Origin of the sequence: Streptomyces sp. NPDC006925 (assembly GCF_042869575.1) — a bacterium.
Classification (GTDB): domain Bacteria; phylum Actinomycetota; class Actinomycetes; order Streptomycetales; family Streptomycetaceae; genus Streptomyces.
On record NZ_JBIAGB010000027.1, the window covers coordinates 55,184 to 77,717 of the forward strand.

The 22,534-nt window shown below is 70.9% G+C and carries 1 pseudogene; it reads right to left on the bottom strand.

From position 1 onward, the window contains the following. Positions 1-16 precede the first annotated feature (16 nt). Positions 17-22,228 (bottom strand): annotated as a pseudogene (locus ACFYNS_RS27330) (non-ribosomal peptide synthase/polyketide synthase); the annotation flags it as partial. Between the last annotated feature and the right edge of the window lie 306 nt (positions 22,229-22,534).

The following is a 22,534-nucleotide window of genomic DNA, read 5'->3' on the forward strand; positions in this document are numbered from 1 at the left end:
CCGTTCCGGCGGTCGGTCACTCGGTGGGGTGGGACGTGGGATGGGACATGGGGTGGGATGCGGGAAGGGGCGTGGGAGGCGACGCGGCCTTCCGGAGTTTCTCGGCCACGAGCGGGCCGATCTCCCGCAGTGGTTCCGGGTTCATCATCTGGGTGTGCCGGTGGTTCAGCTGCCGGAACTCGACTGAGCCGGTGAGGTAGGGGTCCCATGTCCCTGCTTCGAGCTGGTGGTCGTGCTCGCCTCCGGTCGCGGCGAGAATCAGCGTCGGCGCGGAGACCGACCGGGGCCTGTTGTCGAGGCCGAGCACGGTGTGGTTCATGGTCAGGTGCATCATGGCTGCGACCTCGGTCTCGCCGAGGCCGGCCAGGGCGGAGTTCTTCGTGGTCAGCAGCTCCACCGTGGTCTCGTGGGTGAGCTGCGCCGCCTCGTCGTCGGTGAGTTCGATGTCGAAGAGGCCCAGCATGGCGCGGTGCACGTCGGCGACCCGCACCTTCGGCATCGACTCCTCGACCTCGCGGCGGCTGACCGGGTTCACCGGGAAGCAGTCCAGCAGCGTCAGCAGCGCGACCTGCTCTCCGCGCTCCTCCAGCAGCGCGGAGACCGTGTGGGCGACGACTCCGCCGAACGACCAGCCCAGGAGGTGGTACGGCCCCTCGGGCTGCACACGCCGGATCTGTTCCAGGTAGTCCTCGGCCATCTCCTCGACGGACTTCGCCAGCTCTCCGCCCGACAAGCCGCGGGCCTGCAGCGCGTACACCGGGGTGTCCCTGTCGAGGTACTGGAGCAGACCGGCGTAGGACCAGCCCAGGCCGCTTCCGGGGTGGATGCAGAAGACGGGGCGGCGGCTGCCCTGCGGGCGCAGCGGCAGGAGCACGTCGAGGGCGTTCCCGTCACCGCCCGTCTCCAGCCGGGCGGCCAGCCCCGCCACGGTGGGCGCGCCGAAGAGCGTGCGCAGCGGCAGTTCCACACCGAGCACCCCGCGGATGCGGCTCATCAGCCGGGCGGCGAGCAGGGAGTGGCCGCCCAGGTCGAAGAAGCTGTCGTCGACGCCGACCCGCTCCAGCTCCAGGACTTCCGCGAACAGACCGCACAGCACCTCTTCGTGCGGGGTGCGCGGTGCCCGGCCGCGGCCGGCCTCGGCGAAGTCGGGTGCGGGCAGGGCGGCGCGGTCGAGCTTGCCGTTGGATGTCAGCGGTATGTCCTCGACGGCCACGACGGCGGCCGGAACCATGTATTCCGGCAGCCGCTCCGCCACGTGGGCACGGAGCGCGCGCACGTCCGGCTCGGCCGTACCCCGCTCGGGCACGGCGTAGCCGACGAGCCGGGCGCCGCCGGGGCCGTCCTCGCGGGCGACGACCACGGCCCGCCGCACGGCGGGGTGCGAGCCGAGCACGGCCGCGATCTCGCCGGGCTCGATGCGGAAGCCGCGCACCTTGACCTGCTCGTCGGCGCGGCCCGCGAACTCCAGCAGGCCGTCGGGGCGCCGGCGCGCCAGGTCGCCGGTGCGGTACATCCGCACCCCTGGCTCGAACGGCGACGCCACGAATCGCTCCGCGGTCAGTCCCGGACGTCCGAGATAGCCGCGGGCGACCTGGGCTCCGGACACGTACAGCTCACCCGTCGTGCCGGGCGGTACCGGCCGCAGCCCGGCGTCGAGGACGTAGGCGCGCATGTTCCAGAACGGGCGGCCGATCGGCACCGGTCCGGACGGCTGCTCGGCGCCGGGCGCCAGCTCGAACTGGGCGCAGTTGACGGTCAGCTCGGTCGGGCCGTACGCGTTGATCACGGTGGCGGCCGGGTGCCGGTCCCGCCAGGCGGCGACGGCTTCGCCGGTCAGGGCCTCGCCGCCGAGGATCAGCGTCTCGGTGGGCGACCAGTCCGCGGGCAGCTCCGCCAGGAGCGGCAGGTGCGAGGGGGTCGCCTTCATCAGCGTCACCGGGGCGCCGTCGGCCGGCTTCCGGCCGGCCAGTTCGCGGAGGCTGCTCAGGTGGACCCGGCCGCCGGAGGCGAGGGTGGTGTAGAGGGCGGTGACCGTCAGGTCGAAGGCGAGGGAGGAGTGCACCAGCGTGGCGCCACGCGCGGCCGGGTAGTGCCGCACCGCCCAGGTGAGGTAGTTCGCCACCGAGTGGTGCTCGACCACCACGCCCTTGGGCCGCCCCGTGGAGCCCGAGGTGTAGATCACGTAGGCGGGGTGCCGGCGCAGCAGCGGAGCCGTGCGGTCGGCGTCGGACAGGTCGTGCGACGGCAGTCCGGCCAGGGCCGCCGCCGTCTCCGGGGAGTCCAGCAGCAGGCAGGTGGGGGCCGTTTCCGGGAGTCGCGGCGCCGCTTCGGTGGTGGTGAGCACGCACAGCGGCGCGGTGTCGTCGAGGGCGTACGCGAGCCGGTCGGCCGGGTGGTCGAGGTCGAGGGGCAGGTAGCCGGCCCCGGACTTGAGTACCGCGAGCATCGCCACCAGCATCGCGGCCGAACCGGGCACGGCGAGGGCGACGAACCGCTCCGGTCCGGCGCCCAGCGCGGCGAGACGGCGGGCGAGCCGGTTGGCCCGTTCGTTCAGTTCCCGGTAGGTGAGGAGTGCGTCGTCGGCCTCGACCGCGACCGCGTCCGGGCTCGCCTCGGCCCGGTCCTGGAGCAGTTGCACGACGGTGGTCGCGGGCGCCTCGCGGTCGGTGTCGTTGCCTTCGTGCAGCGCCTGGTGGCGCTCGGCCGCGGTCAGGACGTCGATGGCGCGGACGGGCCGCTCCGGGGCGGCGACGACCGCCTCGGCGACCCGGACCAGGCGGCCGGTGAGCGCCGTCGCGGCGTCGTGGTCGAACAGGTCGGTGGCGTACCGGAGCTGTCCGGTCACTCCGGCCGGTGCGCCGTCGTCGGTGAAGTGCTCGCCGAAGGTGAAGTCCAGGTCGAACTTGGCCGCGCCGGTCCCGGTGTCGAGGGGTGCGACGTCGAGGCCGGGCAGCGTCAGGTCGGCGCGGTCGGTGTTGGCCAGCGACATCATGACCTGGAACAGCGGGTGCCGGGACGTCGAGCGGTCCGGGTTGATGATCTCCACGAGCCGTTCGAAGGCCAGGTCCTGGTGGGCGTAGACGGCCAGGTCGGTCTCCCGGACGCGGCCGAGCAGTTCGCTGAACGAGGGGTTCCCGGACAGGTCCGTGCGCAGTACCAGGGTGTTGACGAAGAAGCCCACGAGGTCATCGAGCGCTTCGTCGGTGCGTCCGGCGATCGGGGCGCCCATGACGATGTCGTCACCGGCTCCGAGCTTCGACAGCAGGACGGCCATGGTGGCCTGGAGCGTCATGAAGACACTGGCGCCGGAAGCGGAGGCCAGTTCGGCCAGTCCGCGGTGGACGTGGGCGGGCAGTTCGACGGTGACGGTCGCGCCCTGGTGGCTGGGCCGGTCGGGACGGGGCCGGGTGGTGGGCAGGTTCAGTTCTTCCGGCGCTCCGGCCAGCATCTGCCGCCAGAAAGCCACCTGCCGGGCGATGGCGCTGTCCGGGTCGTCCTCGCGGCCCAGGGCCTGCTGCTGCCAGAGGGTGAAGTCGGCGTACTGGACGGGGAGGGCGTCCCACTCGGGCGCGCTGCCGGCGCAGCGTGCGGAGTAGGCGGCGACGAGGTCCTTGGCGAGGGGGGCCAGGGACCAGCCGTCGGCCGCGATGTGGTGCATCAGCACCAGCAGCACGCACGTGTCGCTGCCGCCCTCCGGCTCCTCGAAGAGCCAGGCCCGCAGCGGCGGCTCGGTGGCGAGGTCGAAGGCGTGGCAGGCGGCGGCCTCGAGCGCCGCGGGCAGTTCGTCCGCGGCGACCGCGCGGGTCTCCCAGGGGACCGCGGCCTGGTGTGGGGCGAGCACCATCTGGTGCGGCTCGTCGTCGGTCTCGGGGAAGACGGTGCGCAGCGACTCGTGCCGGGCGGCGACATCGAGCAGCGCGGTGTGCAGTGCTTCCTGGTCCACACGGCCGGTGAGGCGCAGTGCCAGTGGCATGTTGTAGGTGGCGGACGGGCCCTCGAGCTTGTGCAGGAACCACAGCCGGCGCTGTGCGTACGACAGCGGTATGTGGTGCGGCCGCGGCATCGGTACCAGTGCGGCGCTGGCCCGCTCACCGTCGGACAGGTGCTGGCCGAGTCCGGCGACGGTCGGATCGTCGAACACGGTGCCGATGGCGATCTCCACCCCGAACACCGTGCGGATACGGCTGACCAGGCGGGTGGCCAGCAGCGAGTGGCCGCCCAGGTCGAAGAAGCTGTCGTCGATCCCGACCTGTTCCAGACCCAGCACCTCGGCGAACAGTGCGCACAGCGCCGTTTCCTGCGCGGTGCGCGGCGCCCGGCCCTGCTGGAGGGCACGGTAGTCGGGAGCGGGCAGCGCCTTGCGGTCGAGTTTGCCGATCGGGGTGAGCGGCATCCTGTCCAGCACCACGAAGGCGGTGGGGACCATGTATTCCGGCAGCCAGGTGCGCAGGCCGGTGCGGAGTTCCCGGTTCAGTTCGACCGTGCGCCGGTGCGCGGCGGGGCTGTTGGCGTGCGGTGCGGCGGTCCGGGTGGTGTCGCAGCCGCGGTAGGCGGCCACCGGGGTGCCGGTGCCCTCGGGCCTGACGACGGCGTCGAAGCAGTCGTCCCGACCGGAGTTGGCCCAGGTGGTGACGGCTTCCATGCCCAGCGCCGCGGCGAGTCCGTGCACGGCCTCCGGGTCCAGGCCGGCCGGGGAGTCCACGGCCGGGTCGCCGCCTCCCTCCAGGGTCCGCAGGGCGAGGTGGTCGGCGCGCAGCCGGGCGTTGGGGACATCGGCCAGGCGCAGCCCGGCCGGGTGCGCGCGCAGGGCGGCCGACAGCCCCCCGGCGTCGGCGCCCACCGCCTCCCAGGTCAGCTCCGGCAGGTCGGTGGCGGTCTGCGGGGCGGACGGGGTCTTGTGGACGACGACGTCGTAGCGGTAGCGGGAGAGTTCGTTTGCGTGCTCGGCGCGCTTGAGGCGGACCTCGACCCCGCCGACGTCCTCGAGGGTCTCACCGAGCAGCACGAAGAAGTCCGGTGCCAGCAGCAGTTCCTCCTCCTCCCTGATCCGCTGCTCCAGGAGCGCCTGTGCTTCCTGCGGTGCGGAGGCGGCCTCCGGGCGGTGGGAGACGACACCGGCCTGGAGGTGGCGCAGCAACCGCAGGTTGCGGATGTCGCCGAGGAAGAGGGAACCGCCGGGGGCCAGCAGCCGCAGGCTCTCGCGGACGACCCGGGCCAGGTAGTCGGCGTGCGGGAAGTACTGGGCGACGGAGTTGAGGACGACGGTGTCGAAGAAGCCCTCCGGAAGGCCGCTGGTGTCGTCGGCGGCCTGAGCCCGCAGTTCGACGCGTTCGGCCAGCTCGGGCCGCTCGGCCGTCCGTGCGCGCAGGCTCTCCACAGCCGCGGCGGAGAAGTCGGTGCCCCAGTAGGCGTCGCAGTGCGGTGCGACCTGGGAGAGGATCAGCCCGTTGCCGACGCCCAGTTCGAGGACGTTGCGGGGGGCGAGCCGGAGGATCTCCGCGACAGCGGCGGAGCGCCACTGGTGCATCTCGGTCAGGGGGATCGGGGAGCCGTCGTAGCTGCTCGTCCAGATCCCGAAGTCCTCCCAGAAGCCGCCGCTGTCGGCCTGGCCGCGGTAGACCGACTCGTAGACCTCACGCCAGGAGTCGACGCGGCGGCCGTCCTCCGCGTGGTCGCTGCGCCGCGCCCACTCCTGGTCGGGGACGATGTAGCCGACGAGCTGCGGAGTGTCGGCGTCCTCCCGCACCAGGACGGTGGCCTCGGCGACACCCGGCTGCCGGGACAGTGCCGCCTCGACCTCGCCCGGTTCGATGCGGAATCCGCGTACCTTGACCTGGTCGTCGGCGCGGCCGACGAATTCGAGTCCGCCTTCGGCACGCCATCGGGCCAGGTCGCCGGTGCGGTACATGCGGGTGCCGGGTGCGCCGTGCGGGTCGGCCACGAAGCGCTCGGCGCTGAGTGCGGGCCGCCCCAGGTAACCGCGGGCCAGGAACGGGCCCGCCAGGTACAGCTCTCCGGGGACGCCGTCGGGCACCGGGCGCAGCCGGGAGTCGAGGACGTACACCTGGGCGTTGCGCAGCGGCCGTCCGATCATCGGCGGCAGCGGCGGGCCGGTCACCTCACTCGCGGTGATCCAGACGGTGGCCTCGGTCGGCCCGTACAGGTTGACCGCTCCGCCGCCCTGGGCGTGCAGTTGCTCGGCCAGCGACGCGGAGAGCGCCTCGCCGCCGACGAGGAGCCGGACGCCGGTCAGCCCCTCGGGGTCGTGGGTGAGGATCGCGCGGTACACCGAGGGGGTGCCCTGGAAGACGGTGGCGCCGCTGTCCCGGATGAGCCGGTGCAGGGCGATGGGGTCCTTGCCGACCCGGTCGGTGGCGACCTCGACGCTCGCACCGGCCAGCAGCGGGGCGTAGAGCTCCACGGCGGCGATGTCGAAGGTGAGGGTGGTGGCGGCCACCATGCGGTCGCGTGCGGTGAGCCCCAGGCGGGCGCCGACGGAGTCGAGGAACTGGGAGAGGCTCCCGTACGAGACCAGCACGCCCTTGGGCCGGCCGGTCGAGCCGGAGGTGTAGATGACGTAGGCGGCGTCGGCCGGGTGGACCGGGGAGCGCCGGTCGGCGTCGGTGACATCGTGCCGTGAGCACTCCGCGAGCTGCTGCTCCACATCCGGGTCGCCGAGTGTGACGACGAGGTCCGGTCGGGCCGCGGGCAGGTGTTCGCGAATGTCCGCGGTGGTGACGAGTGCGGCGGGCGCGGCGTCCCGGAGGACGTAGGCGAGCCGGTCGGCGGGGTGTGCCGGGTCCATCGGCAGATAGGTCGCGCCCGCCTTCTGTACGGCAAGGAGCGCCGCGACCATGTCCACGGAGCGGGGCAGCGCCAGCGCGACCACGCTCTCGCGGCCGATGCCGCGGTCGAGGAGCAGCCGGGCGAGCCGGTTGGCGCGGGTGTTCAGGTGGCGGTAGTCGGCCGTCCGGTCTCCGGCGCGTACGGCGAGCGCCTCGGGGGTCAGCGCCGCCTGTCGTTCGAAGCGGGTGTGCGCGAGTGCCGCGGGGGCCGGTGCGGTGGTGGCGTTGCGGTCCACCAGGGTCTCGGACAGCTCCTTCTCGGAGAGCAGTTCGGCGTCGGCGACGCGTACCGCCGGGTCCGCCGCCACGGCGCGCAGCAGATTCTCGTAGAGCCGGGCGATCTGCTCTGCCGTGGCACGGTCGAACAGTTCGGTGGCGTACTCCAGGGTTCCGCTCAGTCCGGCGGGCCGCCCCTCCTCGTCCTGCGTCTCGGCGAGGCTGAGGAAGAGGTCGAACTTCGCGTTGTCGCCCTCCAGCGGGTAGGGCGCGGCCTCGACGTCGTGCAACCGTTGCGTCGGTGCCGCCACGTTGTGGAGCTGGAACATGACCTGGAAGAGCGCGTTGCTGGCCTGTGACCGGACCGGGTTGAGCGCTTCCACGAGGAATTCGAAGGGCAGGTCCTGGTGGGCGTACGCGCTCAGCGCGGTGTCCCGGGCGCGGTCGAGGACTTCGTCGAAGCGGGGGTTGCCCCCGGTGTCGGTGCGCAGTACGAGCGTGTTGACGAAGAAGCCCACCAGGTCGGTGAGGGCCTCGTCGGTCCGGCCTGCGATCGGAACGCCCACGGGGATGTCATGGCCGGCGCCGAGCCGGGAGAGCAGGGCGGCGAAGCCGGCCTGCACCACCATGAACAGCGTCGCCCGGGAGTCGGTCGCCACCTGCCGCAGAGCGGCGTGCAGTTCGGCGTCCAGGGTGAAGTCCAGCGTGTCGCCCTGGTAGCCGGCGACGGCGGGCCGCGGCCGGTCCGTGGGCAGCTCCAGCTGGGCCGGGATGCCGTCAAGGGCTTCCCGCCAGTAGGCGAGTTGCTGTGCGGCCAGGCTGCCGGGCTCGTCCGTCGTGCCCAGGAGCTGCTGCTGCCAGATCGAGTAGTCCGCGTACTGGACGGGCAGCGGCTCCCAGTCGGGCGCTGCGCCTGCCAGGCGGGCGCCGTAGGCACGGCCGAGGTCGCGCATCAGCGGGGCGCGGGAGGCGCCGTCGCCGATGATGTGGTGCATCAGGACGACGAGTACCGGGCCGGCCGGCTCGGCCGGTTCGGCTGCCGCCGCGCCGTCCGATGCGGCCTCGGTGGAGGGAAGGAACAGCCAGGCCCGCACCGGGGGCGCGCTGTCGAGGCGGAAGCGGTGGCCGATCGCCTGCTGCACGGCCCGGTGCAGCGAGGAGGCGGGCACGTGCTCCACGTCGAGGGGGACGGCGGCCTCGGACGGGTCGAGCACGACCGGGTGGGGCTCACCGTCCGTCTCCGTGAAGACCGTGCGCAGCGACTCGTGCCGTACCGCCAGGTCGTTCAGCGCGGCGCGCAGCGCGTTCTGGTCGACCGCCGAGGACAGGCGCAGCGCGAGCGGCCAGTTGTACGCGGACGAGGGGCCTTCGAGCCGGTGCAGGAACCACAGGCGGCGCTGTGCGAAGGAGAGCGGGATCGTCTCCGGCCGCGGCATGGGCGCGAGCGGGGTGCGGGTCCGGCCGCCGGCGTCGAGGCGGGCGCTGAGCCCGGCCACGGTCGGCGACTCGAAGACGGCGGCGATCGGCACCTCGGCGCCCAGGGTCGCACGGATCCGGCCGACCAGCCGGGTGGCGAGCAGTGAGTGGCCGCCCAGGTCGAAGAAGCTGTCATCGACGGTCACCCGCTCCACGCCGAGGACCTGCGCGAACAGCCCGCACAGCAGCTCCTCCTCGGGGGTTCGGGGAGTGCGTCCGTCGCTGAGCGCGGTGAATTCCGGGGCGGGCAGGGCCTGCCGGTCCAGCTTGCCGTTGGGGGTGAGCGGCAGCTCGTCGAGGACGACGACCGAGGCCGGAACCATGAACTCCGGGAGCCGGTCGGCGAGGTGGGCGCGCAGCGCGGCGTAGTCGACCGAGGAGTGCCCGGCGGCCGGTACGACGTAGCCGACGAGGCGGGTGTCGTCCCGCTCGGTCCCGCGGGCCACGACGGCGGCCTGCCCCACCTCGGGGTGGTCGAGCAGGGCGGCGGCCACCTCACCCGGCTCGATGCGGAACCCGCGCACCTTGACCTGCTCGTCGGCGCGGCCGGAATACTCGAGCTGGCCGTCGGCACGCCACCTTGCCAGGTCGCCGGTGCGGTACATGCGCGCGCCGGGCTCGAAGGGGCAGGCGACGAAACGCTCGGCGGTCAGACCGGTGCGGCCCAGGTAGCCGCGGGCCAGCTGGGCGCCGGCGATGTACAGCTCGCCGACGGCGCCGGCCGGCAGCGGGTTGAGGCGCGCGTCGAGTACGTAGGCCCGCATGTTCCAGAAGGGGCGCCCGATGGGGACGGCTCCCGCGGCCGGCTTGTCCTTCGGGCCGATGCGGAACTCGGTGCAGTTGACGGTGGTCTCGGTGGGCCCGTACGCGTTGACGACGGTGACCCTGCGGTGCGCGGCGCGCCACTCGGCCAGAGCCTCGGCGGTCAGCGCCTCACCGCCGAGGATCAGCATCTCGCCGGGCGACCGGTGCTTGGGCAGTTCGCTCAGCATCGGCAGATGCGAGGGCGTGGTCTTGGCCAGCGCCACCGGCACGCCGCCACTCTCGGTCGGCACGTCTTCCAGGGCCGACAGGTAGACGCGTCCGCCGACCACGAGAGTCGTGTAGAGGCCGGTGACGGTGAGGTCGAAGGCGATCGAGGTCGGCACCAGCGTGGCGCCCCGGGCCGCCGGGTAATGGTGCGTGGTCCAGTTGAGGTAGTTGGCGACGGCGCGGTGCTCGACGATCACGCCCTTGGGCCGGCCTGTCGAGCCGGAGGTGTAGATGACGTACGCCGGGTGCTCCATCTCGACGTCGATCTCGGGATCGGTGTCCGGCTCCCCGGACAGGTCGCGGGCGAGCGTGCCCCCGTCGAGCACGAGGGCGGGCGCCGCGTCGCGGAGGATGAGCTCACGCCGCTCGCGCGGATACTCGGGGTCGACCGGAACGTAGGCGCCGCCGGACTTGAGCACGGCCAGGACGGCGACCACCATCTCCACCGACCGCGGCAGCTCCACCGCGACCAGCTTCTCGGGCCCCACACCCTGGCCGATCAGCCAGTGCGCCAGCCGGTTGGCGCGCGCGTTCAGCTCCCCGTAGGAGAGTGACCGCTCACCGCAGACCAGTGCCACGGCGTCGGGGCTGCGCCGCACCTGCGTCTCGAACAGTTCGAAGAGCGTCGCCTGCGGCACCTCGACGGCCGTGTCGTTCCAAGTGGTCAGCAACTGCCCGCGCTCCTCCTCGGCCAGCAGTTCCACCTGGCCGACGGTCAGCGAGGGGTCGGCCGCCACCTGCTCCAGGAGCCGCGTCCACCGGTCCAGAACGCTGCGCACCGTCGAGCGGTCGAAGAGGTCGGTGGCGTACTTCACCGCGCCGACGATTCCCGCGGCCGCGCCGGACTCGGTGTGCCGCTCCAGCACGTTCACCGACAGGTCGACCTTGGCGGTCTCGATGTCGACCGGCTCCCCCGCGACCTCCAGACCGGGCAGCTCGAACGCTCCAGTGGGGTTGTCCTGCATCACCAGCATGACCTGGAAGAGCGGGTGGTGCGCGGACGAGCGCCGCGGGTTGAGCAGCTCCACCAGGTGATCGAACGGGACGTCCTGATGCGCGTACGCCGCCAGGTTCGTCTCGCGCACCCGCTCCACCAGCTCCCGGAAGCTCGGATCGCCCGAGGTGTCCGTACGCAGCACCAGCGTGTTCACGAAGAAGCCGACGAGGTCGTCCAGCGCGGTGTCCATCCGTCCGGCGATCGGCGAGCCCAGCGGAACATCCGTGCCCGCGCCCAGCCGGGTCAGCAGCGCGGCCAGCGCCGCCTGCACGACCATGGGCACCGTCGCGCCCGTCTCGCGGGCGAGGTCCGCCAGGCGCTGGTGCACCTCCGCGCTCGTCGCGAAGTCGACGGACGCGCCCTCGAAGGAGGCGGCCGAGGTCCGGGAGCGGTCGGCTGGCAGGGCGATCCGCTCCGGAAGTCCCGCCAGCCGTCCGCGCCAGTAGTCCACCTGCTGCGCGTACAGGCTCCCGGGGTCGTCCTCGGCGCCCAGCAGCTCCCGCTGCCACAGCGTGTAGTCGACGTACTGCACGGGGAGCGGTTCCCACTCCGGTGCCCGGCCCCGGCAGCGCTCCGTGTAGGCCGTCACCACGTCGCGGGCGAGGGGGCCCATGGACCAGCCGTCACCGGCGATGTGGTGCAGCAGCAACAGCAGCACCCAGTTGTCGGGGCCGATCTCGAAGAGCGCGGCCCGGAACGGCACGTCACCGCTCAGGTCGAACGTATGGCGGGCTGCCTCGTCCAGCACCGTCGGCAGCTCCGCCTCGGTCACCTGCCGGTGCTCCCAGCCGAACGCGGCGTCGGCCGGGTCCAGGACCCGCTGCCGCGGCTCACCGTCGGACTCGGGGAAGACGGTACGCAGCGACTCGTGCCGGCCGACCGCGTCCTGCAGGGCCGCCCGCATCGCCGCCGGGTCCACGCTGCCCCGCAGCCGGAGCGGCAGCGGCATGTTGTAGGTGGCGGACGGGCCCTCCATCTTGTGCTGGAACCACAGGCGGCGCTGCGCGAAGGACAGGGGCACGCTCTCGGGGCGTTCACCTGCCCGATGCAGGGCGGGGCGGACTGCCTCACCGTCGAGCCGGCCGACGATGTGCTCCGCGAGCTGGGCAACGGTGGGGGCACCGAACAGAACACGCAGCGGCACTTCGACGTTCAGCGCCTGACGTATCCGGCTGACCAGCCGTGTCGCGAGCAGCGAGTGCCCGCCCAGATCGAAGAAGCTGGTGTCGATCCCGACCCGCTCCAGTCCCAGAAGCTCGGCGAACAGCGCGCAGAGCAGCTCCTCCCGCACAGTACGCGGCGCCCGACCGGCGCCCCCGCCGGCGGCGAACTCCGGATCGGGAAGCGCCTGCCGGTCGATCTTCCCGCTGGGCAGTAGCGGCACCTCGGCCAGGGGCACGAGCGCGGCAGGCACCATGTGCTCGGGGACCTGCAGACGCAGGTCGGCGCGCACCCGGTCGGGAGCGAAGCCTTCGGCGGTGTCACGGTCCGGCACGACATAGCCGACGAGGACGAGACCACCGTGTCCGTCCCCCCGCGGAACCACCACCGCACGGGACACAGCAGGATGCCCGGCCAGCACATGCCGGACCTCCTCGGGCTCCACCCGGAAGCCGCGGATCTGGATCTGGTCGTCGCCGCGGCCCAGGTAGTCGAGCTGGCCGTCCTTTCGCCAGCGCACCACGTCTCCCGTGCGGTACATGCGGGATCCGGCCGGGCCGAACGGGTCGGCCACGAACCGACCAGCAGTCAGCTCCGGACGCCCCAGATACCCGCGCGTGACCCCCGGCCCTGCCACGTACAGCTCACCGGTCGCTCCTGGCGCTACCGGCCCCAGCCGAGCGTCCAGTACATACGCGCGCACCCCCTGGTTCGGATATCCGATCGGCGCCTCCGGCCCGCTGAGCGGACTGCTGATCGTCGCGGCCACCGTCGTCTCCGTCGGCCCGTAGAGGTTGACCATGCGACGCCCCGGCGCCCACCGTTCCGCCAGCTCCGGCGGACACGCCTCGGCGCCCACGATCAGTGAACGGAACTCCTTCAGGTTCGATTCCGCTCCCTGCGGAAGCGTCGCGAGCACCGACGGCGGAATGAACGCATGCGTGATGCGCTGGTCCACCAGCCAGCGTGCCAGCTCCTCCCCGGCCAGCCGCACCACACCTGGAACCACCAGCGTGCCGCCACAGGTCAGTGCGAGCATCATCTCCAGCACCGAGGCGTCGAACGCCATGGGGGCCAGCTGCAGTACCCGGCTGCCGGCATCCGCCGCGGTCCGCTCCAGCAACGTTGCGCCCAGTGCCGCCAGTCCCGTGTGGGTCACCGCCGTGCCCTTCGGCATGCCGGTGGACCCGGAGGTATAGATCACGTACGCGAGCTGCCGCACGTGCGAGGGCACCACCCGGTCCGCGTCCACCGGGTCCCTGTCCGGCTGCGCGGCGAGCAGTTCCTCGACATCCGGAGAGTCGAGACAAGCGACCTCGCGCACGCCCTGGCCCGGTACCCTGTCGACGAGTTCGAGATCGGTCAGCAGCAGGCTCGGGTTGGAGTCGCCCAGTATGTGGGCGATGCGCTCGGCCGGGTACTCGGGGTCGACCGGCACGTACGCCGCCCCTGCTTTCAGGATCCCCCACACCACCGCCAGCAGCGAGGCCGACCGCGGCAACAGCACGCCCACCAGCTGTTCCGGGCCCACGCCCTGACCGATCAGCCAATGGGCGATCCGATTGGCCCTCGCATTCAGCAGGCGGTACGTCCACACCGCTCCGTCGGCGTCCTCGACCGCAGCCGCCGTCGGCGACGCCACGACCCGCTCCTCCAGCAACTGCGGCAACGAAGCCGTCGCCGGGCCGGGGCCGCCGCCGACCGGCCACTCGCCCAGGACCAGCTCCCGCTCGCCTTCGGACAGCAGCTCCACCGCGCCGATCCGGCACTCCGGCCGGGCAACCACCGCGCGCAACAAACGCACCCACCGCGCGGCGAAGGCCTCCACGGTCCTGCGGTCGAACAGCTCCACCGAGTACTGGACGGCCATGGCGATGCCGCCAGGAGCACCGCCGAGGCTGTGGCGCTCCATCACGTTCAGTTCGAGGTCGGTCTTGACGATACTCAGGTCGACCCCGCCCGTCTCGACGTGGAGGCCGGGGAGTTCGAAGGAGCCCTCCTGGGCGTTCTGGAGCCCGAGGATGACCTGGAAGAGCGGGTGGTGGGAGGTCGAACGATTGGGGTTCAGCAACTCCACCAGATGCTCGAAGGGCACGTCCTGGTGCGCGTACGCCGCCAGACTCGACTCCCGCACCCGCCCCAGCAACTCCTCGAAGCTCGGGTTCCCCGACGTGTCCGTCCGCAGCACCAGCGTGTTCACGAAAAAACCGACCAGATCGTCCAGCGCATCGTCCATACGCCCCGCGATCGGCGACCCCAGCGGAATGTCCTCCCCCGCACCCAACCGCGTCAGCAACGCCGCAAGACCCGCCTGCAACACCATGAACACCGTCGTGTCCGACCGCCGCGCCAACCCGACCAGACCCCGATGCAACCCCGCATCCAACTCGTAGGCGAGGGAGGCTCCCTCGTGCGAAGCGACGGCCGGGCGGGGGCGGTCGGCCGGGAACGTCGCCTGCTCGGGAAGTGCCGCCAACTGGTCACGCCAGTAGGAAACCTGCTGCGCGTACACGCTGTCCGCATCGTCCTCACTGCCCAGCAGCTCGCGCTGCCACAGTGCGTAGTCCGCGTACTGCACCGGCAGCTCCGACCACTGCGGCACACCACCCTGCGCACGCGCCGTGTACGCCGCGACCACATCCCGCGCCAACGGACCCATCGACCACCCGTCACCCGCGATGTGATGCATCAGCAGGAGCAGGACACACTCCTCCTGTCCCACCTCGAACAGCCACGCACGCACCGGTATCTCAGAAGCGAGGTCAAAGGGGTACCGGGCCTTCTCGGCCAGAACGTCCGGCAGCTCCTCCTCCGTCACGGCTCGGTGGTCCCAGCCGAACGCGATATCGACAGGGTCGAGCACCACCTGGTGAGGCTCGCCGTCCAGCTCGCGGAAGACCGTACGCAGCGATTCGTGCCGCGTCGCGACATCGCGGAGTGCCGTGTGCAGCGCTTCCGCGTCGACGCCGCCTCCCAGCCGCAGAACGAGGGGCATGTTGTAGGTAGCCGACGGGCCCTCCAGCTTGTGCAGGAACCACAGACGACGCTGCGCGAACGACAGCGGCACCGCCTCGGGCCGGGGAGCGGGGATCAACGGGGTACGCCTCAGCCCCTCGAGTGCAGCCACGCGGCCGGCGAGACCGGCCACGGTGGGTGCGCCGAACACGTCTTTGATCGGCAACTCCACCCCGAGCACACTGCGAATACGGCTGACCAGGCGCGTGGCCAGCAGCGAATGTCCGCCCAGCTCGAAGAAGCCGTCGTCGATGCCGACCCGCTCCAGCCCCAGCACCTCGGCGAACAGCCCGCACAGCACCTCCTCCTGCGGAGTCCGCGCCTTCCGGCCCGCACTGGCCGTGTACTCGGGGGCCGGCAGCGCCTTGCGGTCCAGCTTTCCGTTCGGCGTCAACGGCAACCGGCCCAGCACCATCACCGCCGACGGCACCATGTACTCCGGCAGCCCCTCGGCCAGCCGCGCAACGAGCGTCGCCGGATCAAGGGCGACGGCAGCCCCTTCGGACTCCTCCGGCACCACGTACGCGGCGAGTCGCTGGTCACCGGGCACGTCCTCACGCGCCACCACCGCCGCCTGCCGCACTCCCGTGCAGCCGGCCAGCAGCGACTCGATCTCCCCCGGCTCGATCCGGAAGCCCCGCAGCTTCACCTGCTCGTCCGCGCGCCCCACGAATTCCAACTGGCCATCCGCACGCCACCGCACCAAGTCGCCGGTGCGGTACATCCGCGCACCCGGCTCGAACGGCGACGCCACGAACCGCTCCGCCGTCAGCCCGGGACGCCGCAGATAGCCGCGAGCAAGCCCGGGACCCGACACATACAGCTCGCCCGGCACGCCCGCGGGAACCGGTCGCAGGCCCGCGTCGAGCACGAACACGCGGGTGTCGGCCACCGGCCGTCCGATCGGGACGACGCCGCCGGAGGACGGCTCGCTGTCGGTCACGGTGTGGGTGGTGACGCAGACCGTGGCCTCTGTCGGACCGTACGCATTGAGCATGCGGCGCCCCGCGGACCAGCGGGCCGCCAGCTCCGGCGGACACACCTCTCCCCCGGCCACCACGGTCTCGAGGTGGGGAAGGGCCGACTCGACCCCGTCGAAGGTGAGCGCGCGCAGCACCGAGACCGGAAGCTGCACATGGGTGACCTCCGCATCGGCCAGCAGCCGCAGGAGTGCCTCGCTCGACAGCTGCCCCGATTCGGGAAGGACGAGCGCGGCGCCCCCGGCGAACGCGGTGCACAGATCGCCGAAGGCCACGTCGAAGCTGGACGAGGCGAACTGCAACAGCCGGCTCTGGGGAGACACACCCAGCCGCCGCACCTGGGTGCGCGCCAACGCGGCGACACCCGTGTGTGTGACGACCACGCCCTTCGGGGTGCCGGTGGAGCCGGACGTGTAGATGACGTACGCCGGGTGGTGGAGAGCTGCGTCGCGCGGCGGGTCGGTCTCCGGCCGGCCGGACACATCCTGTGCCATGGTGTCCGGATCCAGGACCAGCACCGGCTGTGCGTCCTCCAGCATGAGGTTCCGGCGGTCCCGCGGGAGGTCGGGGTCCAGCGGCAGATAGGCGCCGCCGGCCTTCGACACCGCCAGGACGGCGACGACCATCTCCACAGACCGCGGCAACTCCACCGCCACCAGCTTCTCCGGCCCCACACCACGACCGATCAACCAGTGCGCCAGCCGGTTCGCCCGCGCGTTCAGCTCCCCGTAGCCGACTCGCGTGCCGGCGAACACCACCGCGGTGGCCTCGGGGGTGCGGCGGGCCCGGGCTTCGAACAGTCCGGCCAACGTCTCGGCTGGGGGCTCGACCGACGTACCGTCGTTCCATTCGGCGGACGTGTCATTCCACTCGGAGAGGATCCGGTCCCGCTCCGGTCCGGTCAGCAGCTCGGCCCGACCGATCGGGGCCGAGGGATCCGCCACCAGCTGCTCCAGCAGCCGCACCCACCGCATGGCGAAGCCCTCGACCGTGGAGCGGTCGTACAGGGACTCGGCGAACTCGGCGAGTGCCTCGATGCCGGTCGGCTCGCCCGCGTCGTCGTACCGCTCGATGACATTGACCGCCAGGTCGGTCTTGGCCACGCCCAGATCGACGCCCTCAGCCGTGACGTGGAGGCCGGGGAGTTCGAAGGAGCCCTCCTGGGCGTTCTGGAGCCCGAGGATGACCTGGAAGAGCGGGTGGTGGGAGGTCGAACGGTTCGGGTTGAGCAGCTCCACCAGATGCTCGAAGGGCACGTCCTGGTGCGCGTACGCCGCCAGACTCGACTCCCGCACCCGCCCCAGCAACTCCTCGAAGCTCGGGTTCCCCGATGTGTCCGTCCGCAGCACCAGCGTGTTCACGAAGAAACCGACCAGATCGTCCAGCGCATCGTCCATACGCCCCGCGATCGGCGACCCCAGCGGAATGTCCTCCCCCGCACCCAACCGCGTCAGCAACGCCGCAAGACCCGCCTGCAACACCATGAACACCGTCGTGTCCGACCGCCGCGCCAACCCGACCAGACCCCGATGCAACCCCGCATCCAACTCGAACTGCAGGTGCGCGCCCTCATAGGAGACCACCGCGGGGCGGGGCCGATCGGCCGGGAACGTCACCTGCTGCGGCAGGTCCGCCAGCCGGTCGCGCCAGAAGCCGACCTGCTGGGCGTAGAGGCTGTCCGGGTCGTTCTCGTCGCCCAGCAGTTCACGCTGCCACAGCGTGTAGTCCGCGTACTGCACCGGCAGCTCCGACCACTGCGGCACACCGCCCTGCGCACGCGCCGTATACGCCGCGACCACATCCCGCGCCAGCGGGCCCATCGACCAGCCGTCACCCGCGATGTGATGCACGAGCAGGAGCAGGACACACTCCTCCTGTCCCACCTCGAAAAGCCACGCACGCACCGGCATCTCGGAGGCGAGGTCGAATGCATGGCGGGCGGCGTTTCCCAACGCCTCGGGGAGTTCCTCCTCCGTCACCTGGCGACGCTGCCACTGCAGCTCCGCGCCCGCTGCATCGAGCACCACCTGGCAGGGCTCGTCCCCGACCTCGGAGTAGACGGTTCGCAGCGACTCGTGCCGGACGACCAGATCCTGCAGCGCGGTGTGCAGCGCTTCCGCGTCGACGCCGCCCCGCAGCCGCAGGACGAGGGGCATGTTGTAGGTGGCGGACGGGCCCTCCAGCTTGTGCAGGAACCACAGGCGACGCTGCGCGAACGACAGCGGCACCGCCTCGGGCCGGCGCATGGGCACCAGCGGGGTGCGCATCTGCCCCTCCGCCGCACTCAACCGACCGGCGAGACCGGCCACGGTGGGTGCGCCGAACACGTCCCTGATCGGCAACTCCACCCCGAGCACACTGCGAATACGGCTGACCAGGCGCGTGGCCAGCAACGAATGTCCGCCCAGGTCGAAGAAGCTGTCGTCGATCCCGACCTGCTCCAGCCCCAGCACCTCGGCGAACAGCCCGCACAGCGTCTCCTCGCGCGGAGTCCGCGCCTTCCGCCCACCCGCACTCACCGCATACTCAGGTGCGGGCAGCGCCTTGCGGTCCAGCTTTCCGTTCGGTGTGAGCGGCAGCCGGTCCAGCACCATCACCGCCGAGGGCACCATGTACTCCGGCAGCCCCTCGACCAGCCGCTCACGCGCAGCCTTCACCACAGTCCCAATGCCCCGCGCAGCCACCGGACTGTTCACCCACGGACCACCCGAAGCAGCCGGAACATACACACCCGAAAGCACAGACCCGTCTCCGCCGTCGGGCAGCACGACCGCATCGAACAAGGCCACCGAGCGGGACGACCAGGTCACCACCACCCGCAATCCCAGCTCAGCACCCCGAAGCACCAACTCCTCCGGATCGACCCCGGAACCCAGATCCCCCGCGTCGAGACCGTCGAGACGGCGCTCGGCAGCCACCTCCCCGACCAGCCGCGCATTGGGGATGCCGGTGATTCGAATCGGTGACTCCGCTTCGGCGAGGTCGAACTCCGGCCTCCAGGCACGACAAGGCAGCTCAGCGACATCCACCACCGTGGTGGGCGCCTTGTGCAGCACCACCTCATACCGGTGCCGTGTCAGCTCGTTGTGATACCCACCCCGCTTGAGCCGCACATCCACAGCCCCCACACGGCCATCACCCTCCGCCAGGTCCGTGAAGAACTCCGGAGCCACCACCAGCTCCTTCTCCAACAACACCGCACGATCCACCACCGCACGCGCCTGCACACCCCGATCCCCATGCACCGCCGCATGCAGCACCCGCAACGAACCCGCATGCCGCACATCCCCCACCACCAGCCGGCCACCCGGGGCCAACAACCCCAGCGCACGATCCACCACCCGGGACAGATACTCCCCATCCGGGAAATACTGCACCACCGAATTGAGCACCACCGTGTCGAAATACCCCAACGGCAAATCCCCGGCCACATCCGCCGCCTGACACCGCAACCACACCCGATCCGACAACCCCGCCTCAGAAACCTGACCACGAAGCCGCTCGATCACCGCACCCGACAGATCCGTACCCCAATACTCCTCAACACCCGAAGCCAAATGCCCCATCAACAGACCGGACCCCACCCCGATCTCCAGAACCCGGCCACCACCGAACCCACGCACCCGCTCGACAACCGCATCCCGCCACTCCCGCATCTCACCCAACGGAATCGGCTCACCCGAATACGAACTGTCCCACCCCGCGAAATCCTCACCAAAACCACCCGACCCCACACCCGAATACACCGAGTCATAGGTCTCGCGCCATTCCTCCACCTGGGCCGCTGCCTCATTGTTGGCCCCGATCGAGGCCGCCGTCTCCAGGTCCGGCACCATGTACGCAGCAATCCGCTGATCGCCCGGCTCGTCCTCCCGTACGAGTACTGCTGCCTGACGTACTCCCTCACAGTCGGCCAGTCGGGATTCGATCTCTCCGGGCTCGATGCGGAAGCCGCGTACCTTGACCTGTTCGTCCGCGCGGCCCGCGAATTCCAGCTGGCCATCCACACGCCAGCGCACCAGGTCACCCGTCCGATACATGCGCGCACCCGGCTCGAACGGCGACGCCACAAACCGCTCCGCCGACAACCCCGCACGCCCCAGATAACCACGCGCCAACCCCGCACCCGACACATACAACTCACCCACCACACCCACCGGAACCGGCCGCAACACCTCATCCAGCACATGCACCTGCGTGTTCACCAGGGGACGGCCGATCGGCGCGTCCGCCTCGCCCAGCTCACCACTCATCGACACGCACACCGTCGACTCCGTCGGCCCGTACGCATTCACCACACGACGGCCATCCACCGACCACCGCCCGATCAACTCCGGCGGCGCCGCCTCACCCGCCAACACCACCGACTCCAACAACGGCAGCCCGGACTCCGCACCCGTCGGCACGGCCCCCAACACCGACGGCGGCAACGTCACATGCGTGACTGCCTGATCGGCGACCACGCGGTGGAAGTCCTTCCCCACCAGACGACCGCCCTCCGGCACCACCAGCGCGGCGCCGGACCCGAAAGCCATCACCAGCTCCCAGAACGCCGCGTCGAAGCTGGGTGAGGCGAACTGCAGCACCCGACTGCGGGGGGTGACACCCAGCCCCTCCACCTGGGCACGGGCCAGACTGGCCACACCGCGGTGCGAGACCACAACGCCCTTGGGCCGGCCCGTCGAGCCAGAGGTGTAGATCACGTACGCTGGATGCGCCGCCTCGACGGCCACTCCGGGGTCGATCTCCGGGAAGCCCGACAGATCCTGCGCCAACTCCTCGTCCCTCAACACCAGCAGCGGATCCGCGTCCTCGATCATGAACGCACGCCGCTCGACCGGATACTCCGGATCGACCGGCACATACGCACCACCCGCCTTCACCACAGCGAGCACCGCAACCACCAACTCCACCGACCGCGGCAACTCCACCCCCACCAACACCTCAGGCCCCACACCACGCCCCACCAGCCAATGCGCCAGCCGATTCGCCCACGCATTCAACTCCCCATACGACAGCGACCCCTCACCACACACCACCGCCGCCGCATCCCCGTCACACCGCACCTGCTCCTCGAACAACCCCGCAAGCGAGACCTCCGGCAACACCACCCCCGTGTCATTCCACCCGGCCAGCCGCTCCCGCTCCACACCCGAGAGCAACTCCACCGCACCCACCGACAACGACGGATCCACCACCACCTGCTCCAACAACCGCACCCACCGCGCCAACAACCCCTCAACCGAACCCCGATCGAACAACTCCGTCGCGAACTCGACGACGGTCTCGATGCCGGCCGGGCCATGGACGCGGTCATGGCGTTCGGTGAGGGAGACGAGCATGTCGAACCGCGACGTCCCGGAACCGATCACCTCGGCCTGCACCTGGAGTCCGGGAAGTTCGAACTCCTCCGTCGGTGCGTTCTGGAGGACAAGCGCGACCTGGAAGAGCGGGTGGTGGGAGGTGGAACGGTTCGGGTTCAGCAACTCCACCAGGCGCTCGAACGGCACATCCTGGTGCTCGTACGCCGCCAGGCTCGCCCGTCGGATACGCGCGAGCAGGTCCTCGAAGGCGGGGTCGTCGGAAGTGTCCGCCCGAAGGACGAACATATTGACGAAGAAGCCGATGAGGTCGTCGAGGGCCTCATCCGTACGGCCGGCCACACCACTGCCCAACGCGATGTCGGTCCCCGCACCCAACCGCGTCAGCAACGCCGCCATACCGGCCTGCAACACCATGAAGACCGTCGTGTTCGACCGCCGCGCCAACTCCACCAGACCCCGATGCAACTCAGCGTCCAGCTCGAACGTCAGCTGGGCGCCCTCGTAGCCGGCCGTGGTCGGTCGGGGCCGGTCGGTAGGAAAGGTCACCTGGTCCGGCAGATCCGCCAGCTCCGCACGCCAGTAATCCACCTGCTCGGAGAACACGCTCTCCGGGTCGTTCTCGTCACCCAGCAGTTCACGCTGCCAGAGCGTGTAGTCGACATACTGGACTGGAAGTTCGGACCACTCCGGATCGCGCTGCTCGACACGGGCGGTGTACGCCTCCACCACATCACGCGTCAGCGGAGCCATCGACCAGCCGTCACCGGCGATGTGATGCATGAGCAGCATCAGGACACACTCGTCGGGCCGAAGCCGGAACAGCCACGCACGCAGAGGGACGTCCGAAGAGAGGTCGAACGTGTGGCGGGCAGCGGAGTCCAGAGCATGCGGCAGTTCATTCTCGGAGACCGACCTGCTCTCCCAGACGAGTTCGAACGCATCCGAAGGAAGGACGAGCTGCTGCGGCTCGCCGTCGACCTCCGGAAAAACCGTCCGCAGAGACTCGTGCCGCTCCATCACGTCCCGCAGTGCCGCCCGAAGCGCCTCCGCATCGACATCGCCTTTGAGCCGGAGCGTCAGCGGCATGTTGTACGTGGCCGACGGTCCCTCCAGCTTGTGCAGGAACCACAGGCGACGCTGAGCGAAGGACAACGGGATCACGAGCTGATTCCTTCTGGGTCGTCGGACAAAAGCCCTTGGGCACGCCCCCGCGGCACCTGGCTCATCGGGTGGACGAGCCCGCGTGGCAAGAGGACAGCGGAGTAGCTGTCAGCAGGCGTGAGAAAGTCAGGTTGGGAAGAGGAAAGGGAAGACGGCGTTGGAATGCCGGCTGCAAAAAATGAAGACCGAAGCCGTGGTGTCAGAGCTGTTCGGCAGATCTCGCGGTGCGGGAGCCGGGGCTATCGCGTATCGGCCCTACCGCGTCCCCCACGTGGCACCCCGCCGCAATCGCCCACCTTGAGGTCGCCCGCTACGAGCGCACCGCAC